We start from the raw sequence: 16851 nt of genomic DNA, 5'->3' as shown, positions 1-16851 counted from the left end.
TTCTCTGAACTAGGCAAAGTCGGTCTTGGATCACTTGTTAACCCCTCAACCGGGGCGCCACTTTCACCACGATCAGACACTACAGAAGTATCTGGCCCTATCAATTGATGTGATTCATCATCGCTGCAGGACACGAGAGCACCAGATAACATCATAACTGCAACGACAGGAAGTAGTACTACAAATCTATTTCTATAAATCACTGACTCTCATCCCCACAGATAATTGCAATTTTTGTAACGCCCCAGGCCCTCCTCGGTAGGACCTATTAGAGAGCTAACCTCCACCAATGCTTGTCCTAACGAGAGCAACCAGCGCTATCTCAGTAGATATATCGCTAGGGTACCAGCCAACCGTCGCGACGCCCAGGATCATCAACCGTGGGGAGATCAAGAGAGTCCGGTCGACCGAGGGGCACATAAGTCAAAGATTCCCCGAAAAATAGACTCCACCATGCAATCTGGGTAACACGCGCCTTCCCGAACTCTGGACAGCCTTGTCCAACGTTCTTCCCTTGTCTGAAGAATTGTTGCCACACACCTGGACCAAAAGGGAATATCACCGTCTACGTTGCCTACCCACATCTGAGGACGTATCAATTCTGAATTTTTCGGGCAGGTTTGGGAAGATGATTACGCACAGTTGGCACGCTAACGGCGCCCTTTCCTCCGCGCGGTTCCAAGCGCCTACTCATACATCCCTTCCACCCGCCAGGTGCGCTCGACCCACACCAGCAGCCAGGCGCGCTGCTCGGCGGTACGCGGATCCGTCCCGCTCAGTTGCAGCCGGGCGAGCCTGGGCCTGCCGGTGGCGGTATCCCACCATTGGGCGTCTACCGGCCAGGGCCCGGCCCAGCCGGTGACGCGGTAGCGTGCCCCCGCCCAGGCCACGCCAACTGGCGGTGCGCTGAGGAGGGCTTCTGCGGTGATGAGCACGCGCTGTCCGGACCCATCCAGCACGGTAATGGCGCTGGCGGGGTGGGTGGGGCTGATCATCCGTGTGGGCAGCGGTGGGGGGATCCGGCCTGGCCAACGCCCTTCTTCGGCGGTGGTCGCAGGGGTGGGGTCATCGCCGTAGGGGATCAGGGCAATGCGTTCAGCAACTCCGCGGCCGCCAGCCAGGCGGGGTTGGACTACTGCGTCGGTTCCTAAGGTGGCGGTCACGCGGCTGACCACCCGGGATTGTGCCTGGGTGCCGGTGTCTGCACCCCACAGGGGTCCTGCGGGGTCGGGCGGGCTGGCCTCTACGGGATCAAGGTAAAGCGCGGTCAGCGGTCCTGTTGCTCCGGCTGTGAGCCAGCCGTCGAGTTGCCAGCGCACGCGCTGGGCCGTGTCCGATTCGCTCAGCGCTTCCCGGGTGCGCCAGATGCGCGAGCGTTGGCGGGAGTAGTCGAATTCGGCGGTGACGCGCAGCCGTTGGCAGCTCAATCCCGCTGCCGCCAGGCGCTGGTGCAGTGCTGTGGCGAGTGTGCGGGCGGCGAAGGCGGCGGCGTCGACACGCTCGATGGGATGCTCGGGGCGCATGCTCACAGCAAGATCGACAGGTGACGCATCCGGGGCGACGCGCCGGTCAGCCACTGCGCAGGCGATGTCGTGGCAGCGGCGCCCCTGTGCACCAAATCGGGTGGTCACCGCGCGCACCGGCAGCTGCGCAAGCTGGCCCAGGGTGGTCACTCCGAGCTGGTGCAGCTTATCGACGCCCCCCTTCCCACAGCCCAGCGCCACCTCCGCCGCCAGCACCCGCAGCGGCAAGTCGGAGAGGAACGCGCGGGACCCGCCCGGGGGGACCACCCTGCCTGCGCGCGCGGCGAGGATCGCGGTGGCGAGCTCATCGGCGATCCCGACGCAGGAGTCGATGCCGCGGCGCTGGGCGGCGTCGATAAGCAATTGCGCGGCAGCATCCTCCCCGCCGTGGAAACGCGCCGCCGCGCCCAGCTCCACCACCACCAACCCCGGGCGCAGCACCTCAACCGACGCGGCGGCCTCATCGAGCCCAGAGACAATCGGCTCGAAGAAGCGCGCGTCGCGTTCCTCATCTACCGACGCCACCTCCACCCCCGGGCACAGGGCCTGCGCCTGGCGCACCCGCATCCCGCGGCGCACGCCGGACTGGCGCGCGGCCACGCTGCACACCAGCACCCGGTGGTCCCGTGCGATGATCACCGGGCGCGTCCCCAGCGCGGAGCCGTCATCGCTGGCCAGGGCGTAGGCCTGCGCCGGCCAGTCCGGAAACCACAGCGCGGCCACCCGCTGCCCGCTCATACCGCACGCAGCCGACGGGCCGATGATTCTTGTCCTGCCGGAGACTGCGTCGCCGATGCCTGCCCGGTCGATGCTTGCTCAGCTGATGCCTGTCCTGCTGATGCCTGCCCTGCCGTGCCCACACGCAGTGTCACCGCACCCGCAGGTACCCCTTTGACCTGCACGTCTACCGCGATGTCTACCCCTCGAATGCGGCCAGTCCCACGCCCCAAACCATGCACCTGGGTCACCCGCGCGCCCAAACGCAGCGCCGGCGAAGGCACCTCCACCCCCACGCACAGCAAGGCCGCCTGCCCAACGCGCAGCTTCCCGGCCACCGGGCGCATCTGTGTTGGGGTCAGCCGCACCGGGGAAGGCGCATGGCAGACCACCAGGTCAAGGCCTTCGCACAAGATCGCGGCGATCCCTAGCGCGTCCGGACCTGGCAGCGGAGCAGCGATCACCCGTTCGAGATCACCGCCAGAGGCGGCCACTGCCGCAAAGGATAGTTCCGGCCAGCCCACCACCCCCACACGCGCCCCTGAGGCGGTTGCGTGAGCCACAAGCTCCACGACCAGCGCCGCGCACGCAGAGGCCTGCGTGACCGCGCGGCGGGGCAACCCACCCGCCGGAATCGCCGCAGCCAGCGGTTCTGGCGTACTAATAACGCCGCCGCTTCGAGATTCCGGGCCTAAGGCCCGACGCTTCGCGCCCAGGTCTGGCGCCGGAGCAAGCGCCCCCATCTGCTTGCGCAGGGAAGCAATGACCGCGGCGCGATCCGCGTCGCCGACCTGCCGTAGTCCCACTCGCACCACCTCCCCACGCGCCTATACGTACACCTGTTCTATTGCTGGGTACGATTATTGCGCCGCATGACCGCCCCCGTCAACTGGTAGTCTGACCGGCATGAACGGCTACTCCACCATGCGCGCACACACCACCCCCATCCCCACGCCCGAGCCCGTCCGGCTGGGAGGATCCGCGCTCATTGCCGCCGGAGTCGCCGCACTGTCCCTCGACCTCTCCCACGCCATCCAACTGGCACTCATGCTCATTTTCATCGCCGCGGCCTGCCTGCTGATCTTCTCCCACCCCTACCGCCGCGACATCCGCGCCTTCCTGGACAAGCGCAACCTGCATTACACCCCCCGACTAGGCCAAATCATCCCGCTCTTCCTCGTCTGGCTGACCCTGATGATCATTCCCGCGTTCGCCCCGCTTCCACTCTGGGGCTCTATCCTCGTCTTTGTGGGCATCTTTGGCTGGATGTGGCTGGTCTTCCCCCACGTTGATGGCACCCGAGTGCTGGCGTTTGTCGATTAACCACCAGCGGAACAAAAGCTAACAGCCCCGCACGCTAGCAGCCCCGATACTCCCCTTAGGCCCTGCCGGAACCTGGCCGATTCCGCTCCCGCTGATCGGCGGCCACCTGCTGGATCTTGTTATTAATGGCCACGTAGGCCACGTTGGCAACATAAAACACCGCCCACACCACCAGCCCGGTGGGTAGCCACCACATCCAATTCAGGTTCGCCTGCCAGCACAAAATGATGCTAAACACCACCGCAAAGAGCAGGCTGCGCACGGGGTCGATGTGAAAGATCTTCATAAAAAGGTGCTCCTTAGCAGGGCCTATAGCGCGGCGCGCGGCCGCGGCTAGTCCAAATCCCGCGACGCCGCCCACCGCGACAGCGCATAGCGGTTGGACTGCTGGGTCTTACGCAAGATATTAGAGGCATGCGTCTCCACCGTTTTCACAGAGATGAACAACTGCGTGCCAATCTCGCGGTAGGTGTAGCCGCGCGCCAGCAGCCGCAGCACCTCTAGCTCCCGGCGCGTTAAGGCATCGACAACCGGATCATGCTGGGCGACAGGATCCGCCGCAGTCGGCTCGTTGGGAACCGGATCCGAGGTATCCTCAATGACCTCGCCCCCGGCGAAGGCATCCAGGACAAAGCCCGCCAGCCGCGGAGAAAAATAGGCATCCCCAGAGTGGACGCGCTCCACGGCCTGCGCCAACTCCTCCCCAGAGATGGACTTGGTCACGTAACCGCGGGCCCCGGCACGGATCACGGCGATGACGTCTTCTGCGGCATCGGAGACACTCAGCGCCAAAAAGGTGGTGGCAACGGTGACCCCGTGGATGACGGCCATTCCGCCGCCGTCGGGCATGTGGACGTCGAGAAGCACCACATCAGGGCGGGTGGCATTGATACCCGCAATCGCCGCCGCCACCGTGCCAGCGTCACCGACGATCTCCACCCGCTGGGCCAACTCCGCGCGCACGCCGGAGCGAAACACCGAGTGGTCATCCACCAAAAACACCCGCACCGGAGCCACAGTAACCATGGCACTCACGATACCGGCACCGCCACCACCACCTCGCTGCCACTTCCCGGGGTAGACGTGACCGTGGCCGTCCCCCCGGCGCGCTTCATCCGGGCGAACACCGACTCACGCAGCCCATCGCCCAGCGGCACCGTTTCCTGATCAAAGCCGCAGCCACGATCCCGAACAAAGATCTCTAAACGCCCGCCCACAAGCTCCGCATACACATCAATCTCTGCGACCCCCGCATGCTTAGCCGCATTGACCATCGCCTCCCGGGCAGCCAACACCGCCGCCTGGGTAGCGGCATCAGTATCCCGGTCCTGCCCCACCGTCACCGGCGCGATGCGCACCCCAAAAGCGTCTTCTACCTCCCCACACGCATGAGTCAGGGCCGCAAACACGGAGGGCTGAAGCTTCTCCGAAGGATCAAAAAGCCACTGGCGCAACTCCCGCTCCTGGCGCCGCGCCAGCCGCGCCACCACCTGCGCATCCCCAGACTGCCGCTGAATCAACGCCAGGGTTTGCAACACCGAATCATGCAAGTGCGCGGCGATGCGCGCACGCTCATCCGCAGCAAGCTTCTGCGCACGCTCCTGGCCAAGATTGCCCCACAGACGCACCAGCGCCGGCGCCACCAACACCCCCACACCCACCGCAGTAATCACCACAGCCATCACGGCCCCACCACGACCCCACATCAGCGTCGCAGCCACGATCGCCACCAGCACAAACAACGCCCCCAACACCACCGCCACCCGCGACGTCGCCGACCCCACCCCCAAATCCACATCAACCGCCTGCCACACCAACAACACCCCCACGATGCCCAGCACCAACGGCACCACACTCGCCCCACTAAAACCCTGATACGTACTCAACGCCACCAGCGCCAAAACAACCCCCGCACCTGCCACCGCAGCCCACACCACCCACGGCAAACCAAAACGATCACGCAGCGGCGAAACAGGCGCCACCTGGTCACCCGCACCAACACCAGGGTCCACATCGCGCCGAGACACCAGCCACAACACCGCATACAGCGCCAGGCCCAAGCCCTGGACAGCGCACAACACAACCAGCACCAACCGCACCCAGGCCACATCCACCCGAAGATTGCGCGCCACACCCGCGGCAACCCCCACCAACACCGTGCCCTGGGCGGGGCGAGAAAAACGCGGATACGGGCTGGGCTGCGTGGGCCCGCCATAGGCGCCGGCATACGGGTGAGAACTCATAGCACCCCATTGTTCCACCCCCACCTGGGGGAGATCATCAGGGTTTTCCCCCATCCTCACCCCGGAGAACCCCAGAACACCCCAGAACACCCGGGGATTTTTACAGACACTTCCCTATATCTTTCCTGTCCATGCGCGCCGACAATGGGAACCATGACGAAGTCCACGCCACAGCCAACACCCCCTTCCGGCAGCAGCGCCATCGGGCGCCCCACTCCGGGGCCGAAGCCGCAGGCGTCAGCGCCACAGCAACAGGGCACGCAGCAGGGCACTCCGCAGGATGCGCCCCACGCTGAGCAGCAGGCCGAGCCGCAGACCGAGCCGCAGACCGAGCCGCAGGCTGAGCCATCAGCGGGAGCGGTACCGCAGGATGCGCCGCAGGCCACTGCCACGCAGCAGGCCGCCGCGCCCCAGGCCGCTGCTGCGCAGGCCGCCGCGCCGTCGGCGCTCTCCCAGCTATGGGCCAACCGCCCCGAGCGCATCCCCAAGGCCCCCGGCGAATCCGGAATACGCCTCGGCGGCGTGTGCGAAGGCATCGGCGTGCGCTACCAAGTAGACCCCACGCTGCTGCGCGTCTTCTTTGTCTTCGGCGCTATCTGCGGGCTGGGCACCGTCCCCATCTACCTCATCGCTTGGGGCGTGCTCACCCGCCGCGGCGCGCCCACCAGCCCCTTTTCCGCCACGGTGTTTTCCACCTACGCCCACCACCCGGCGTACAAGCATGAGCGCCGCGTCGGCTGGACGCTCTACATCGTGCTCCTGGTCGATCTGCTGTTCAGCCTAACCACCGGATTCTGGATCCTCGGGTTCCCCAGCTTCGGCGTTTTTGCCGTGCTCGCCCTCGCCGGCTGGCTGCTCTTTCACACCCACACTCCACAGGAAGTTCCCATGACTACTCCCCCCACTCCTGGCCAACCCGAACGCCCCGCCGGCGAGCCTACGGTCTCGCTTCACGACGCCCCCTCCCCCACCGCGAGCACTACTGCTTCCGGTGCTGCAGGTACTGGAGGTGCCGCGCGGGTTTCCGATACTGCCACAACTTCCGGTATCTCCGATGCGCAGGGCGCGCAGCCTGCACCGGCCTTGTCGGCACAACCCGCCGCCTTTGACACCACGTCCTTCGACGCCGCGCCCTTTAGCGCCGCCGAGGCTCGCGCCCAGGCAGCCGCGTGGCAGCTGCCCCCGGAGGGCATCCCCGCCACCGGCATGGTTCCGGCAGGAGTCGCCTACGCGCAGCCGGCCCCGCGCCCCCGGCGCGTGTGGCCCTGGGTGGTAGGCACCCTGGCCGCACTGACCGCATCCGTCATCTTTGGGCTGTGCGTGGCCGGCGCGGTGCTGTGGGCGGCCGTCAACGTCTACGACTCCTGGGGAACTGACGAGTCCCTGCTCGCCTCGCCGTATAGCTGGGCGCCGGCCACCTCCGCGGACCTGGCCGAAAGCTACCGCACCGGCACCAACCCAAAGACGCTTGATCTGACGAACCTGAAAAAGCTGCCCTCCGATCGGACCGTAGACCTCACCGCCCGGGCCGGTGAACTCAACGTCGCGCTGCCCAGCTCCATCCCGGTGCGCATCAACTGCTTCGGGCCGGAAGGCGGCGGCACGTGCACCAACCACACCTACAACCCCGACGCCGGTGGGGCTACGTTGACGCTCAACGTGTCCTCCTACATGGGTCCCATCACCTTCACTGAGGCCACCCCTGCGCACTAGCTCCACAGCCCAGCTCCTGGATCACGTCCGGGAGCGGGGCCGTGGAAAACCCTTCTGAAAATGCCAAAGTGCCCCCGCCAGGCCCGTGGCGGGGGCACAATGCTATCCATGCTTCTTTGTGCCCTTGACATGCTCGTGCCCACCCACCAAACCGCCGGACTGTGGCGCCACCCGGATGCCCAGACCGAACAATACCGCGACGTGGACTTCTGGGTCCGCCACGCCCAGATGCTAGAAAAGGCCGGCTTTGATGCCATGTTCTTTGCCGATGTGGCCGGGGTCTATGACGTCTACGGCGGCTCCGGCGCGACCGCCGTGCGTGCGGGCATGCAATACCCGCTGCTTGATCCCATGATGCTGATCAGCGCCCTAGCCCAGGCCACCAGCACCATTGGTTTCGGGGTGACCGGCAACGTCACCTACGAGTCGCCCTATCTTTTGGCCCGCCGGCTGACCACCCTGGATCACCTCAGCCGGGGGCGCATCGCCTGGAATATCGTCACCGGCTACCAGCCCCAGGCCCTCCACAACGCTGGCGGCGAGGTGCTGCCCCACGACCAGCGCTACGATCGCGCCGACGAGTTCATGGACGTGGTCTACGCCCTGTGGGAGGGCTCCATCGCCCCGGATGCCCTGGTCCATGACGTCGCCTCCAATACCTACATGGACCCGGCGCGCATCCGGCCCGTCGAGCACTCCGGCCACTGGTTTGATGTCCACGGCCCGGCCGTGGCGCTGCCCGGCCCGCAGCGCACCCCCTTCCTCTTCCAGGCCGGGTCCTCGCCGCGCGGCATCCAATTCGCCGCCCGGCATGCTGAGGCGCTGTTCTTCTCCGGGACCACTCCGGAAAACGTGGCCCCCTTGGTACGCGCGGCTCACGAGCAAGCCGCAGGGCGCCCGCTGAAGACCATCGCGTCGATCACCCTGATCACTGCTGAGACCACCGCCGCCGCCCAGGATCGCTATCAGTCCTACCTCGATTGCGTGGACCCCCAGGCCGCGCTCGCCCTGTTCGCCGGATGGACGGGCCTGGACCTTGCCGGCTGCTCCCCGGATGAGCCGCTGGCCGCCGTCATCGCGCGCAACGGTGACATCGACGGCAACCGGTCCGCCACGCAATCCTTCACCGCGCTGGACCCCGACCACGAGTGGACCGTCGGCGAGCTTGCCGCCCAGATGGCCATCGGCGGGCGCGGGCCCGTGGTGGTGGGCAACCCAGCAGAGGTTGTCGATGAACTGCAACGCTGGATGGAGGTCGCCGGGGTGGACGGCTTCAACATCGACTACGCGCTGCGCGACAAGGACATGCAGGCAGTCTGCGAGCTCATCTGCCCCGAGCTGCGTCGCCGCGGGCTGCTTGCCGACGCCCCCTCCCCCACCACCCTGCGCGCCCGCGTCACGGGAGCGGACTGGCTTGCCGCCCCGCACCCTGGCGCCGCATTCCGCGACGAAAGCGAAGAAAGCTAGGCACGAGGCGCACGAAAAACGATCCCCCGCCCCAAGGCGTGAAAGCCCGAAGCGAGGGATCGCTGCGTTACCCGGCCGCGTGGCGTGCGCCCCAGTGCGCGGTAGTAAGGGGTTATTTGTACACCGTGCCCGTGTGCACCATATTGGGCCCTGCTCTGTATAAAGAGGGTCCCGCGGGCCCCACGCGGGTACTGTGCCGCACAATAAGGCTGGTGCGGCGTTCAGCCTTGCACTCGCTGACGCACACCACGCCGTGGCCGACAGCCCCGCCCGCCCGAAGGCGAGCGGCGTCTGCGCAGTTTCTCACTATAGCTTGTTGCTACTGCCGCTGGGTGTGCTCACTGTGCTGGCGGCGCCGCCACAATTCTCGGGCGATGAGCACGGCCATGATGCTGCCCACTACGACGTCGAAGACCCGCAACCACGGGGTTTCTACGTAAAAGAGTTGCATCACACAGATGGCGAGCAGGCAGGCGCGGCCTTCTATTCGGCTCTCGGTCGGCGTGTCAGGCACGGTCGTTCCTCCTCCAAAACGCTCCTGAAGAAGAGCGGGACAATGTGTCCGAAGCAACGTAGTGCTGAAAGTGTACTGGCGAGCGCACATCACCGCAAGGGTCTGCCTGTACAGGTTTGTCTTAGAAGATCACCCGCAGCCCCGCCACGGTGACCGCCGCAACCAGTGCCGATGCCGGCAGGGTGATCACCCAGGCGGTGGCAATCGGCTTCATCAGATTCCAATTGGCCGCCTTGTTCACAATGCCCACGCCGAGCACTGCGCCGATCAAAATGTGCGTGGAGGACACCGGCAGGCCCAGCAACGAGGCCGCCATGACCACCGCGGCGGCAGACAGCTCCGCGGAAAACCCGCTGGCCGGGTGCATCTCGGTCAAGCCTGAACCCACCGTCTTGATCACGTAGCGCCCGATGAACCACAGCCCGGAGATCAGCGCGACGCCCATGGCCACCATGACGGCCATGGGCACGGAGGTTTTCTCTGAAATCTCGCCGGTCTTGATCACGTCCAGCACGGCGACGAACGGGCCGATGGAATTGGCAATGTCGTTGGAGCCGTGGCTGAAGGCAAACGCCGAGGCGGTAAAGACCTGCATCCAGCTAAATAGCAGGAACGTGGACTTGGATAGGTCCTGGCGCTTGAGCGAGCGGGCGAAGATGTACACAGCCATCCACACCACGGCTGCGATCATGGTCATGATGAGCAGGTTCTGGAACGCAGAAAAGTCCAGGTGCAGGTTCTTCAAGCCCTTGAACAGCATCATCGCCGAGATGACTAGGGAGCCGCCGGCGGCCAGCAGGGGCACCCCGTTTTGTAGCGCACGGTGGGCGTCTACGCTCGTGGCCTCAGTATTGATGCGGTGGAGTTGCTTGTAGTACTCGGACTCTAAGTCATTGGCATCGTAGTCGGGGTCAGAAAACGTGGTGGCGTCGCGCACCATGGCGTTGGTGTAGGAGATCTGCTGGAGCTCCCCCAGGCGCTCAAAGGCGGCCTTGTGGCGGTGTTTGAGCTCGGCGCGCTCGGTCTTGATCTCCCGCAGCCGCTGGTCTGCCTTTGCGTTGTAGACCAGGATCGTGCGGTTAATGGCGCCAAAGAGCAGGTAGGCGGCCACCCCGCCGAGTAGCGGGGAGAGCACCCAGGAGATGGCAATGCGACCGACTTCCGCCCACTGGACCATGGCCCAGCCGCCGTGCCCACTTAAGAAGCCAACCGTGAGCGCAGCGCCCACAATGCCGCCGACGATGGAATGGGTGGTAGACACCGGCCAGCCCAGCCGCGTGGCCACCAACAGCCAGATGGCCGCGCCCAGCAGAGCGGCCATCATGATGTAGGCAAATTCGAGCGGGTCGAGCCAGGTCATCGCCCCCAGGTCCACGATCCCGGAGCGCACCGTGTCGGTGACCTCACCGCCGGCGAGCACCGCCCCGGAGACTTCAAAAATCGCGGCGATGACCAGCGCTTGTTTCATGGATAACGTGCCGGCACCAACGGAGGTGCCAAAAGAATTGGCCACGTCATTGCCGCCGATGTTGAATGCCATGAAAATGGCAAAGGCGATGGCGGTGACCAGCAGCATCCTGTTGGTTGTGGAGCCTACGTACTGGAAGGACCAGAGCAGAAAGGCAATGAGCGCTACCGCGGAGAGGATGCCAAAGGCGGCGTGCCAGGCCCAATCCGTGGAGCGGTGTGTAGTGGGAGAAGCCATGGGGGTTCCTAGGTGTCGGAGGGCGGGAAGGATCGCATTCCCGTCCACGGTGACACCCCGGAATAGCCCCCAGGCAAATCTGGCGCTACAAACAGGTGAACTCTTACATAATCCTGATTACTCGGTGAGTTCTACCTGCCAGTTGAGCTTTTGAATCGCCGTGTCCAGCTCCCGGAAACGCTGGGCCGCGGCATCGGCCTTGGCCTGCGTGGCGGCCACATCCACGGCGGCAACAAAGCGCACCTCGCTGCGGGAGTAGCGGTCTTGGCGTGCCGACGCCGCCTCCGCAAGCTCGGAGTACAGCCTGCGGCGAGCTGCGGCGGCGTCGCGAAGCGCCAGCGCATCGCTGAGCGAGTGCTGCTCGTCAAAGGCGGTGGCAGAGTTGGTGGCGTTGATCTTTCGGATCAGCCAGGTCAGACGGTCGAGGACTTCTTCAGCTTCCGCGAGGAGCGCGGCGGGGTCCTCGTCCGGGGTCTCGCCCTCCTGGATGCGGGCGACGCGGGAGAGCCGTTCTTTGAGCGCGGCGAGGCGGCGCTGGGCGTCGGCACGCTCAGCAAGGGCTTCTGCAAGGATCATCGGTAAATTACTCCCATTCGATGGTTGCCGGGGGCTTGGAGGTGACGTCGAGGACCACCCGGTTGACCTCCGGGACCTCGTTGGTGATGCGCGTAGAGATGATTTCTAGCACGTCATAGGGGATGCGCACCCAGTCCGCCGTCATGGCGTCCTCCGAGGCCACCGGGCGCAGCACAATCGGATGGCCGTAGGTGCGGCCATCGCCCTGAACACCCACGGAGCGGACGTCGGCGAGCAGCACCACCGGGCACTGCCAGATCTGCTCGTCCAGGCCCGCGCGGGTCAGCTCCTCGCGCGCAATCGCATCCGCCTCCCGCAGGGTGTCCAGGCGCTCCTGGGTGACCTCCCCGATGATGCGGATGCCCAGGCCCGGGCCCGGGAAGGGCTGGCGGTTGACAATGACCTCCGGCAGGCCCAGCTCGCGGCCGACGGCGCGCACCTCATCCTTAAACAGCAGGCGCAGCGGCTCCACCAGCTCAAACTCCACATCATCCGGCAGGCCGCCAACGTTGTGGTGGCTCTTGATGTTCGCGGTGCCCGTCCCGCCGCCAGACTCCACCACATCCGGGTAGAGGGTGCCCTGGACCAAATAGTCCACCTGCTCGCCTTCGAGCACCCCGGCGACGGCGCGCTCAAAGCTGCGGATGAACTCCGCGCCGATGGCCTTACGCTTGGCCTCCGGCTCGGTGACCCCGGCGAGTTTATCCAGGAAGGCCTCCCGCTCATCCACCGTGACCAGCCGGGCGCCGGTGGCGGCAACAAAGTCCTGCTCGACCTGCTCGCGCTCGTTCTTACGCAACAGGCCGTGATCCACGAATACGCAGGTCAACCGGTCCCCGATGGCGCGCTGCACGAGGGCGGCCGCCACCGCCGAATCCACCCCGCCGGACAGCCCGCAAATGGCGCGCCCCGCGCCCACCTGCTCGCGCACAGCGGCGATGAGCTCCTCCGCAATATTGGCCGGGGTCCAATCCTGAGCAATACCGGCAACCTCGGTGAGGAAGCGCGTGAGCACCTCCTGCCCGTGCGGGGAATGCAGCACCTCCGGGTGGTACTGCACGCCAGCCATGCGCCGCGACGTATCCTCAAAGGCCGCCACCGGGGCGCCCGCAGACTGCGCCGTCACGCTAAAGCCCTCCGGGGCCTGCGAAACCGCATCCCCGTGGCTCATCCACACCTTGTGCGTGGAATCCAGGCCGCCATGCAGCACGCCCCCATCGCCGCAGACCTGCACGTCCGTGCGCCCGTATTCGCGCTGCCCGGTGGAGGCCACCGTGCCCCCCAGCGCGCGGGTCATCAGCTGGAAACCATAACAAATGCCAAAGACCGGAATGCCAAGCTCAAAGATCTGCGGATCTAGACTCGGCGCCCCCTGCGCATACACCGAGGACGGCCCCCCAGACAGCACCAGCGCGGCCGGATTCTTGGCGCGAACCTCCGCGGCGGAAATGGTGTGCGGCACGACCTCGGAATAGATGCGTGCCTCACGCACGCGGCGCGCAATGAGCTGCGCATATTGCGCGCCGAAATCAACGACGAGGACGGGGTTGGGGCGGGAAATCTGCTCAGTCACACGCCACAGCCTACCGCAGCGCCCCGGTCCCCATTAGTAGCCGTCGGTGTAGCGTTCCACGGACTCCGTGACCTTCTGAGCAAGGTCGCGCAGCGCGTCCGCATCATGCTCGATGCCGCCATCGAGAGCGCTGACAAGATCCTGCAACCGGGAGGTCGCACCGTTGGCGCCCTCGAGGGCGGCCGCGACGGCGTCGACAAGCTCCCGGGTCTGCTCTGATAGCGAATCCTTGTCCGTGACCTGCAGCCAGTTATCGATCATCTCATTCGGCGGCTCCATGATGCGCACCACCGACCCGATCTTCGCCGCCGCCCGCGCGGACAAACGCTGGTGGGTGGCCACCTGATTGTCCATCTCGCGGAGGCCAGAACGCACCGCAGAGGCCAAAATACGCAAGGAGCGTGCCGACGCCGCCTCATCCAACCCCTGCGCACCCTGCGCGATGTCCACCGCGAAACGCGATGCCATCGTGGCATGCAGGCGCGCCAGCGCGATGGTGAACCGCGTGCGGCCACACACCCGCGCCAACTGGCTGGTCAGGTCAATGAGGTCCTTGAGGTAGTCCACCACAATGCCGTGCATGTTGACCCAAATCTGCAACGGGGTCAGCAGCAGCGTGCGCTGGAAACCGGTGATATCCACGTTCTCCATCGACTCGGCCACACGCTTAGAAGAATCCATCTCCGCGCGCAGCTGATCGCCCGTGGCAGCCAGCTCAGCGACCGTGTCTTTGATGGTGCGCTGGGCCTCCATAGACGCGTCCAACTGCCGGTGCAGTGCAGCAATGGCATCGATGAGCGTTCGGGCCTCTCCCGTGGCCTCAGGGGCATCAAACAGGGCATCCCCGTGACGCTCCCGATCCGCCACCTCAGACGGCAGCACCTGGTACTCAAACTCGCGATAGTCTTCCAGGCCGGCCTCAGTCAGCAGCTCGCCGAGGTTGCCGCAGCTACGCTCCGCCAACACACGCCGCCCCAGACCCTCGTCCGCCAACTCCTTTTCGGCGGCGATCATCTGGTTGTACAGGCCCATCGCCTTGAGGGATAGTTTGGTCAACGGGCGGGTACGCACGGAGAGGTAACCGCCCTCATCCAACGGGGTGACCGTAGCCACCACGTCATAGGTGGAGCCATCCTTAGCGCGATTACGCACATAACCAGCGAAGGCGCGGCCGTTTTTGAGCTCACTCCACATCAGGTGGAACACGCCGGCCGGCATGGCAGGATGGCGAATAATGTTGTGAGGGGCACCCGCCAACTCTTCTCGGCTGTACTGCGACAGCCGCACGAAGACATCGTTGGCTTCCTTGATGTGACCCGCTTCATCTGTGGCGGAAAAGAACACATCATTGACGCCCACAGGGTTCTTATTGCCGTGGGTAGACAAAGTTTGATCGGACACAGCTGGGCACATGTAATCAGTCAACTCATCTGTTCAGGGAGGGTCTGCGTTTCACAGGCAGTGTAGTGGGATCGTCCATGGTTACAGGCATTTCACCCCATACGGGGGTGACTGCTGCTTGCTGTCCTTTAACTGATATGCACCTGTGGGCGCGGACGCCCATCAGGAGCGAACCGCCGCAGCATCTCCTGTGTCGCCGTCGCGTTCTGGCCGCGACCGGTGGCGATGAACCTGATCATGTCACACAACGGATTTCCCGGCGCCCACTCAAAATAGATATCCGGGCTGACCTGCGTCAATGACTGGATAGCCAAGGCAACAACTGCCACCGCGTTAGCCACAGAGGGCGCCGTACACGTCAACACCGGCACCGAGTTGATCATCGAACCGCGCACCGTGAGGTGTCCGGCGAACGTCGCCGGGTCACTAAGCGTGACCGCCACGAAAATCAGCGACTCGTCCTCTAAACCATTTGCCGAACGGACACGCACTTCCTTTGACGCCAACCCATCCGCGCCCACCCCCTGGCGGCACGGAACCAGGGCGATCTGCGACCCGGAGCCTGCCGCCCGAATGATGTTTTCTGCCCGAGTGTCAAAACTCACGCCGCCATCGCGCAACTCAAAGGAGCGCCACGCCCGCGACACCACAGAGACCACCACGATGCCCACGATGAAGCACGCCCCCACCTTCAGCCCGTCCGGGCGCTCCACAATGTTGGCCACCAGCGTATAGCCCAAAACCGCCGTGGTCACCCCGCCGATGACCCGCGCCTTCCGCGACCGCGACGTCACGGACACCGCCGCCGCACCCGAGACCAAAAGCACGAGCACCCCCGTGGCATACGCGCCAGACTGGCGATCCACGTCCGCCTCGAAGGCCACCGTGACCACCACCGCGATGACGCTCAAGGCAACCACCATCGGGCGCCGCCGCCGCGCCCACTGCGGCGCCATGCCCATGCGCGGCAGGTAGCGCGGAATCAGCGCCAGCATCCCGGACATCGCCGAGGCACCGGCAAACCAGAGAATCGCCACCGAGGCCAGGTCATAGCAGGCACCAAAGCCCTGCCCCAGGTATTGGTGGGCCAGCCAGGACAACGCCCGCCCATCCGCCGGCCCGCCCGCATGCAACGCCGCCTCCGGGATAAGCACCGTGGTCACAATCGACGAACACACCAGGTAGCCGCACATCAGCGCCGCACTAACCGCCAGCAACACCTTGCCACAGCGAACCCGCTGTTCCACGCTGTGCGCACGGATCAAGGGCATGACAGAGACCCCGGTTTCAAAACCGGACAGGCCCAGCGCCAGCTTGGGAAAGACCAGGCACGCCACCAGCGCCATATCCGCCGGATGCGCCCCCGCCATGGACAGCTGCTGCCACCATCCGGCCAAGGGAGTCGGGTCCGCGTACAGAGCCACAAAGCACCGCCCAATCACCACCGCGTTGAGGGCCAGGTACGCAACAACGAGCACGACGGCCACCCCCACGGCCTCCCGGAATCCGCGCAGAAACACCCCCGCCAAGGCGCAGACGAAGGCGACGGTGACCGGGATGATCCAGGGCGAGGAGGCGCTGTGCAGAACGTGGGTGGCTGCGTCCGCACAAGACAGGGTGATGGTGATCATGAAATCCGTGAGCGCGAATCCCAGCAAAACCAGGATGATAAATGCGCCCTTCCACCCATGGACGAGCCGCGCGATGAGCGCCACGGAACCTAGACCTTCTGGCGATTGTTGGGCGATGCGCCGGTAGACCGGCACCACGCCCAGCAGCGTGACGGCCACCAGGAGCAGGGTGGCCACGGGGGCGAGCACCCCGGCGGCCATGACGGCAATTCCTGGCTGATAACCGAGCGTGGAAAAGTAGTCCACTCCGGACAGGCACATCACCTTCCACCAGGGATGGCTGGCCGGCGTTTCTCCAGCGCGAGCGACCTTTTTCGGGGCTTGCGCGGACGGGTTTTCACCCTGATGAGACACCCCTGAAAACTGGGGCTTTGGCTTGATCATCAGACGGAATCTACACCCGTGTGAGGCGGGAACAAATCGCCCTATGGTCTAGATATTTCTAGATAAATTAAGGCCCCGGGA

At 65.2% G+C, this 16851-nt stretch carries 14 protein-coding genes; 3 read left to right on the top strand and 11 right to left on the bottom strand.

The genetic code is table 11. The features are described 5' to 3' along the window. Positions 1–686: 686 nt before the first annotated feature. Positions 687–2261, bottom strand: a complete 1575-nt coding sequence (locus tag LH390_RS02395) for a DNA polymerase Y family protein (RefSeq protein WP_227280762.1) — start codon at positions 2259–2261, stop codon at positions 687–689. After that, complete coding sequence (locus LH390_RS02390; protein ID WP_227280763.1) at positions 2258–3046, bottom strand: hypothetical protein; 789 nt, start codon at positions 3044–3046, stop codon at positions 2258–2260. Before LH390_RS02390 ends, LH390_RS02395 begins: the two co-directional genes overlap by 4 nt. Positions 3047–3146: 100 nt before the next feature. Here LH390_RS02390 and LH390_RS02385 point away from each other — a divergent pair, with 100 nt between their 5' ends. After that, on the top strand, positions 3147–3563 hold the full coding sequence (locus tag LH390_RS02385; protein WP_227280764.1) for a hypothetical protein: 417 nt from the start codon (positions 3147–3149) through the stop codon (positions 3561–3563). 55 nt (positions 3564–3618) lie between these two features. Here LH390_RS02385 and LH390_RS02380 read toward each other — a convergent pair whose 3' ends face one another. Genes LH390_RS02380 through LH390_RS02370 form a run of 3 tightly spaced genes read right to left on the bottom strand, consistent with a single transcriptional unit; the run spans position 3619 to position 5806 of the window. After that, entirely contained in the window at positions 3619–3849 is a 231-nt protein-coding gene (locus LH390_RS02380) for a hypothetical protein (protein ID WP_227280765.1), read from the bottom strand. 47 nt (positions 3850–3896) lie between these two features. Next, positions 3897–4571, bottom strand: a complete 675-nt coding sequence (locus LH390_RS02375) for a response regulator (protein ID WP_269961676.1) — start codon at positions 4569–4571, stop codon at positions 3897–3899. Between the two features lie 23 nt (positions 4572–4594). Further along, complete coding sequence (locus LH390_RS02370; RefSeq protein WP_227280767.1) at positions 4595–5806, bottom strand: ATP-binding protein; 1212 nt, start codon at positions 5804–5806, stop codon at positions 4595–4597. 153 nt (positions 5807–5959) lie between these two features. Here LH390_RS02370 and LH390_RS02365 point away from each other — a divergent pair, with 153 nt between their 5' ends. After that, a complete protein-coding gene (locus tag LH390_RS02365) occupies positions 5960–7519 on the top strand; it encodes a PspC domain-containing protein (RefSeq protein WP_227280768.1) in 1560 nt (519 codons plus the stop codon). Positions 7520–7627: 108 nt separating this feature from the next. Then, a complete protein-coding gene (locus LH390_RS02360) occupies positions 7628–8986 on the top strand; it encodes an NtaA/DmoA family FMN-dependent monooxygenase (protein WP_227280769.1) in 1359 nt (452 codons plus the stop codon). A gap of 319 nt (positions 8987–9305) precedes the next feature. Here LH390_RS02360 and LH390_RS02355 read toward each other — a convergent pair whose 3' ends face one another. The 6 genes from LH390_RS02355 to LH390_RS02330 form a co-directional block, all read right to left on the bottom strand. After that, on the bottom strand, positions 9306–9500 hold the full coding sequence (locus LH390_RS02355) for a hypothetical protein (RefSeq protein ID WP_227280770.1): 195 nt from the start codon (positions 9498–9500) through the stop codon (positions 9306–9308). 121 nt (positions 9501–9621) lie between these two features. Next, positions 9622–11205 carry an inorganic phosphate transporter gene (locus LH390_RS02350; RefSeq protein WP_227280771.1) on the bottom strand — a complete coding sequence of 528 codons (1584 nt, stop codon included), beginning with the start codon at positions 11203–11205 and terminating at the stop codon, positions 9622–9624. 117 nt (positions 11206–11322) lie between these two features. Then, on the bottom strand, positions 11323–11781 hold the full coding sequence (locus tag LH390_RS02345) for a DIP1984 family protein (protein WP_227280772.1): 459 nt from the start codon (positions 11779–11781) through the stop codon (positions 11323–11325). Positions 11782–11788: 7 nt separating this feature from the next. Next, positions 11789–13354 (bottom strand): glutamine-hydrolyzing GMP synthase, encoded by a 1566-nt coding sequence (gene guaA / locus LH390_RS02340; protein WP_227280773.1) that lies wholly within the window; start codon positions 13352–13354, stop codon positions 11789–11791. 33 nt (positions 13355–13387) lie between these two features. Then, positions 13388–14755, bottom strand: coding sequence for a PAS domain-containing protein (locus LH390_RS02335; RefSeq protein ID WP_227280774.1), 1368 nt, complete (start codon positions 14753–14755; stop codon positions 13388–13390). Between the two features lie 128 nt (positions 14756–14883). Then, positions 14884–16770: an amino acid transporter gene (locus LH390_RS02330; protein ID WP_428845112.1), complete on the bottom strand. Its 1887-nt coding sequence runs from the start codon at positions 16768–16770 to the stop codon at positions 14884–14886. Between the last annotated feature and the right edge of the window lie 81 nt (positions 16771–16851).

Origin of the sequence: Corynebacterium uberis (assembly GCF_020616335.1) — a bacterium.
Classification (GTDB): Bacteria; Actinomycetota; Actinomycetes; order Mycobacteriales; family Mycobacteriaceae; genus Corynebacterium; species Corynebacterium uberis.
The sequence above is the reverse complement of the archived record's forward strand: the minus strand, read 5'-3'. Positions and strand labels throughout refer to the sequence as shown.

Bases quoted from the DNA above. Each gene is read 5' to 3' on its own strand.
- LH390_RS02395 (WP_227280762.1), bottom strand. From the start codon at position 2,261: ATGAGCGGGCAGCGGGTGGCCGCGCTGTGGTTTCCGGACTGGCCGGCG.
- LH390_RS02385 (WP_227280764.1), top strand. From the start codon at position 3,147: ATGAACGGCTACTCCACCATGCGCGCACACACCACCCCCATCCCCACG.
- LH390_RS02380 (WP_227280765.1), bottom strand. From the start codon at position 3,849: ATGAAGATCTTTCACATCGACCCCGTGCGCAGCCTGCTCTTTGCGGTG.
- LH390_RS02370 (WP_227280767.1), bottom strand. From the start codon at position 5,806: ATGAGTTCTCACCCGTATGCCGGCGCCTATGGCGGGCCCACGCAGCCC.
- LH390_RS02365 (WP_227280768.1), top strand. From the start codon at position 5,960: ATGACGAAGTCCACGCCACAGCCAACACCCCCTTCCGGCAGCAGCGCC.
- LH390_RS02360 (WP_227280769.1), top strand. From the start codon at position 7,628: ATGCTTCTTTGTGCCCTTGACATGCTCGTGCCCACCCACCAAACCGCC.
- LH390_RS02350 (WP_227280771.1), bottom strand. From the start codon at position 11,205: ATGGCTTCTCCCACTACACACCGCTCCACGGATTGGGCCTGGCACGCC.
- LH390_RS02345 (WP_227280772.1), bottom strand. From the start codon at position 11,781: ATGATCCTTGCAGAAGCCCTTGCTGAGCGTGCCGACGCCCAGCGCCGC.
- LH390_RS02330 (WP_428845112.1), bottom strand. From the start codon at position 16,770: ATGATCAAGCCAAAGCCCCAGTTTTCAGGGGTGTCTCATCAGGGTGAA.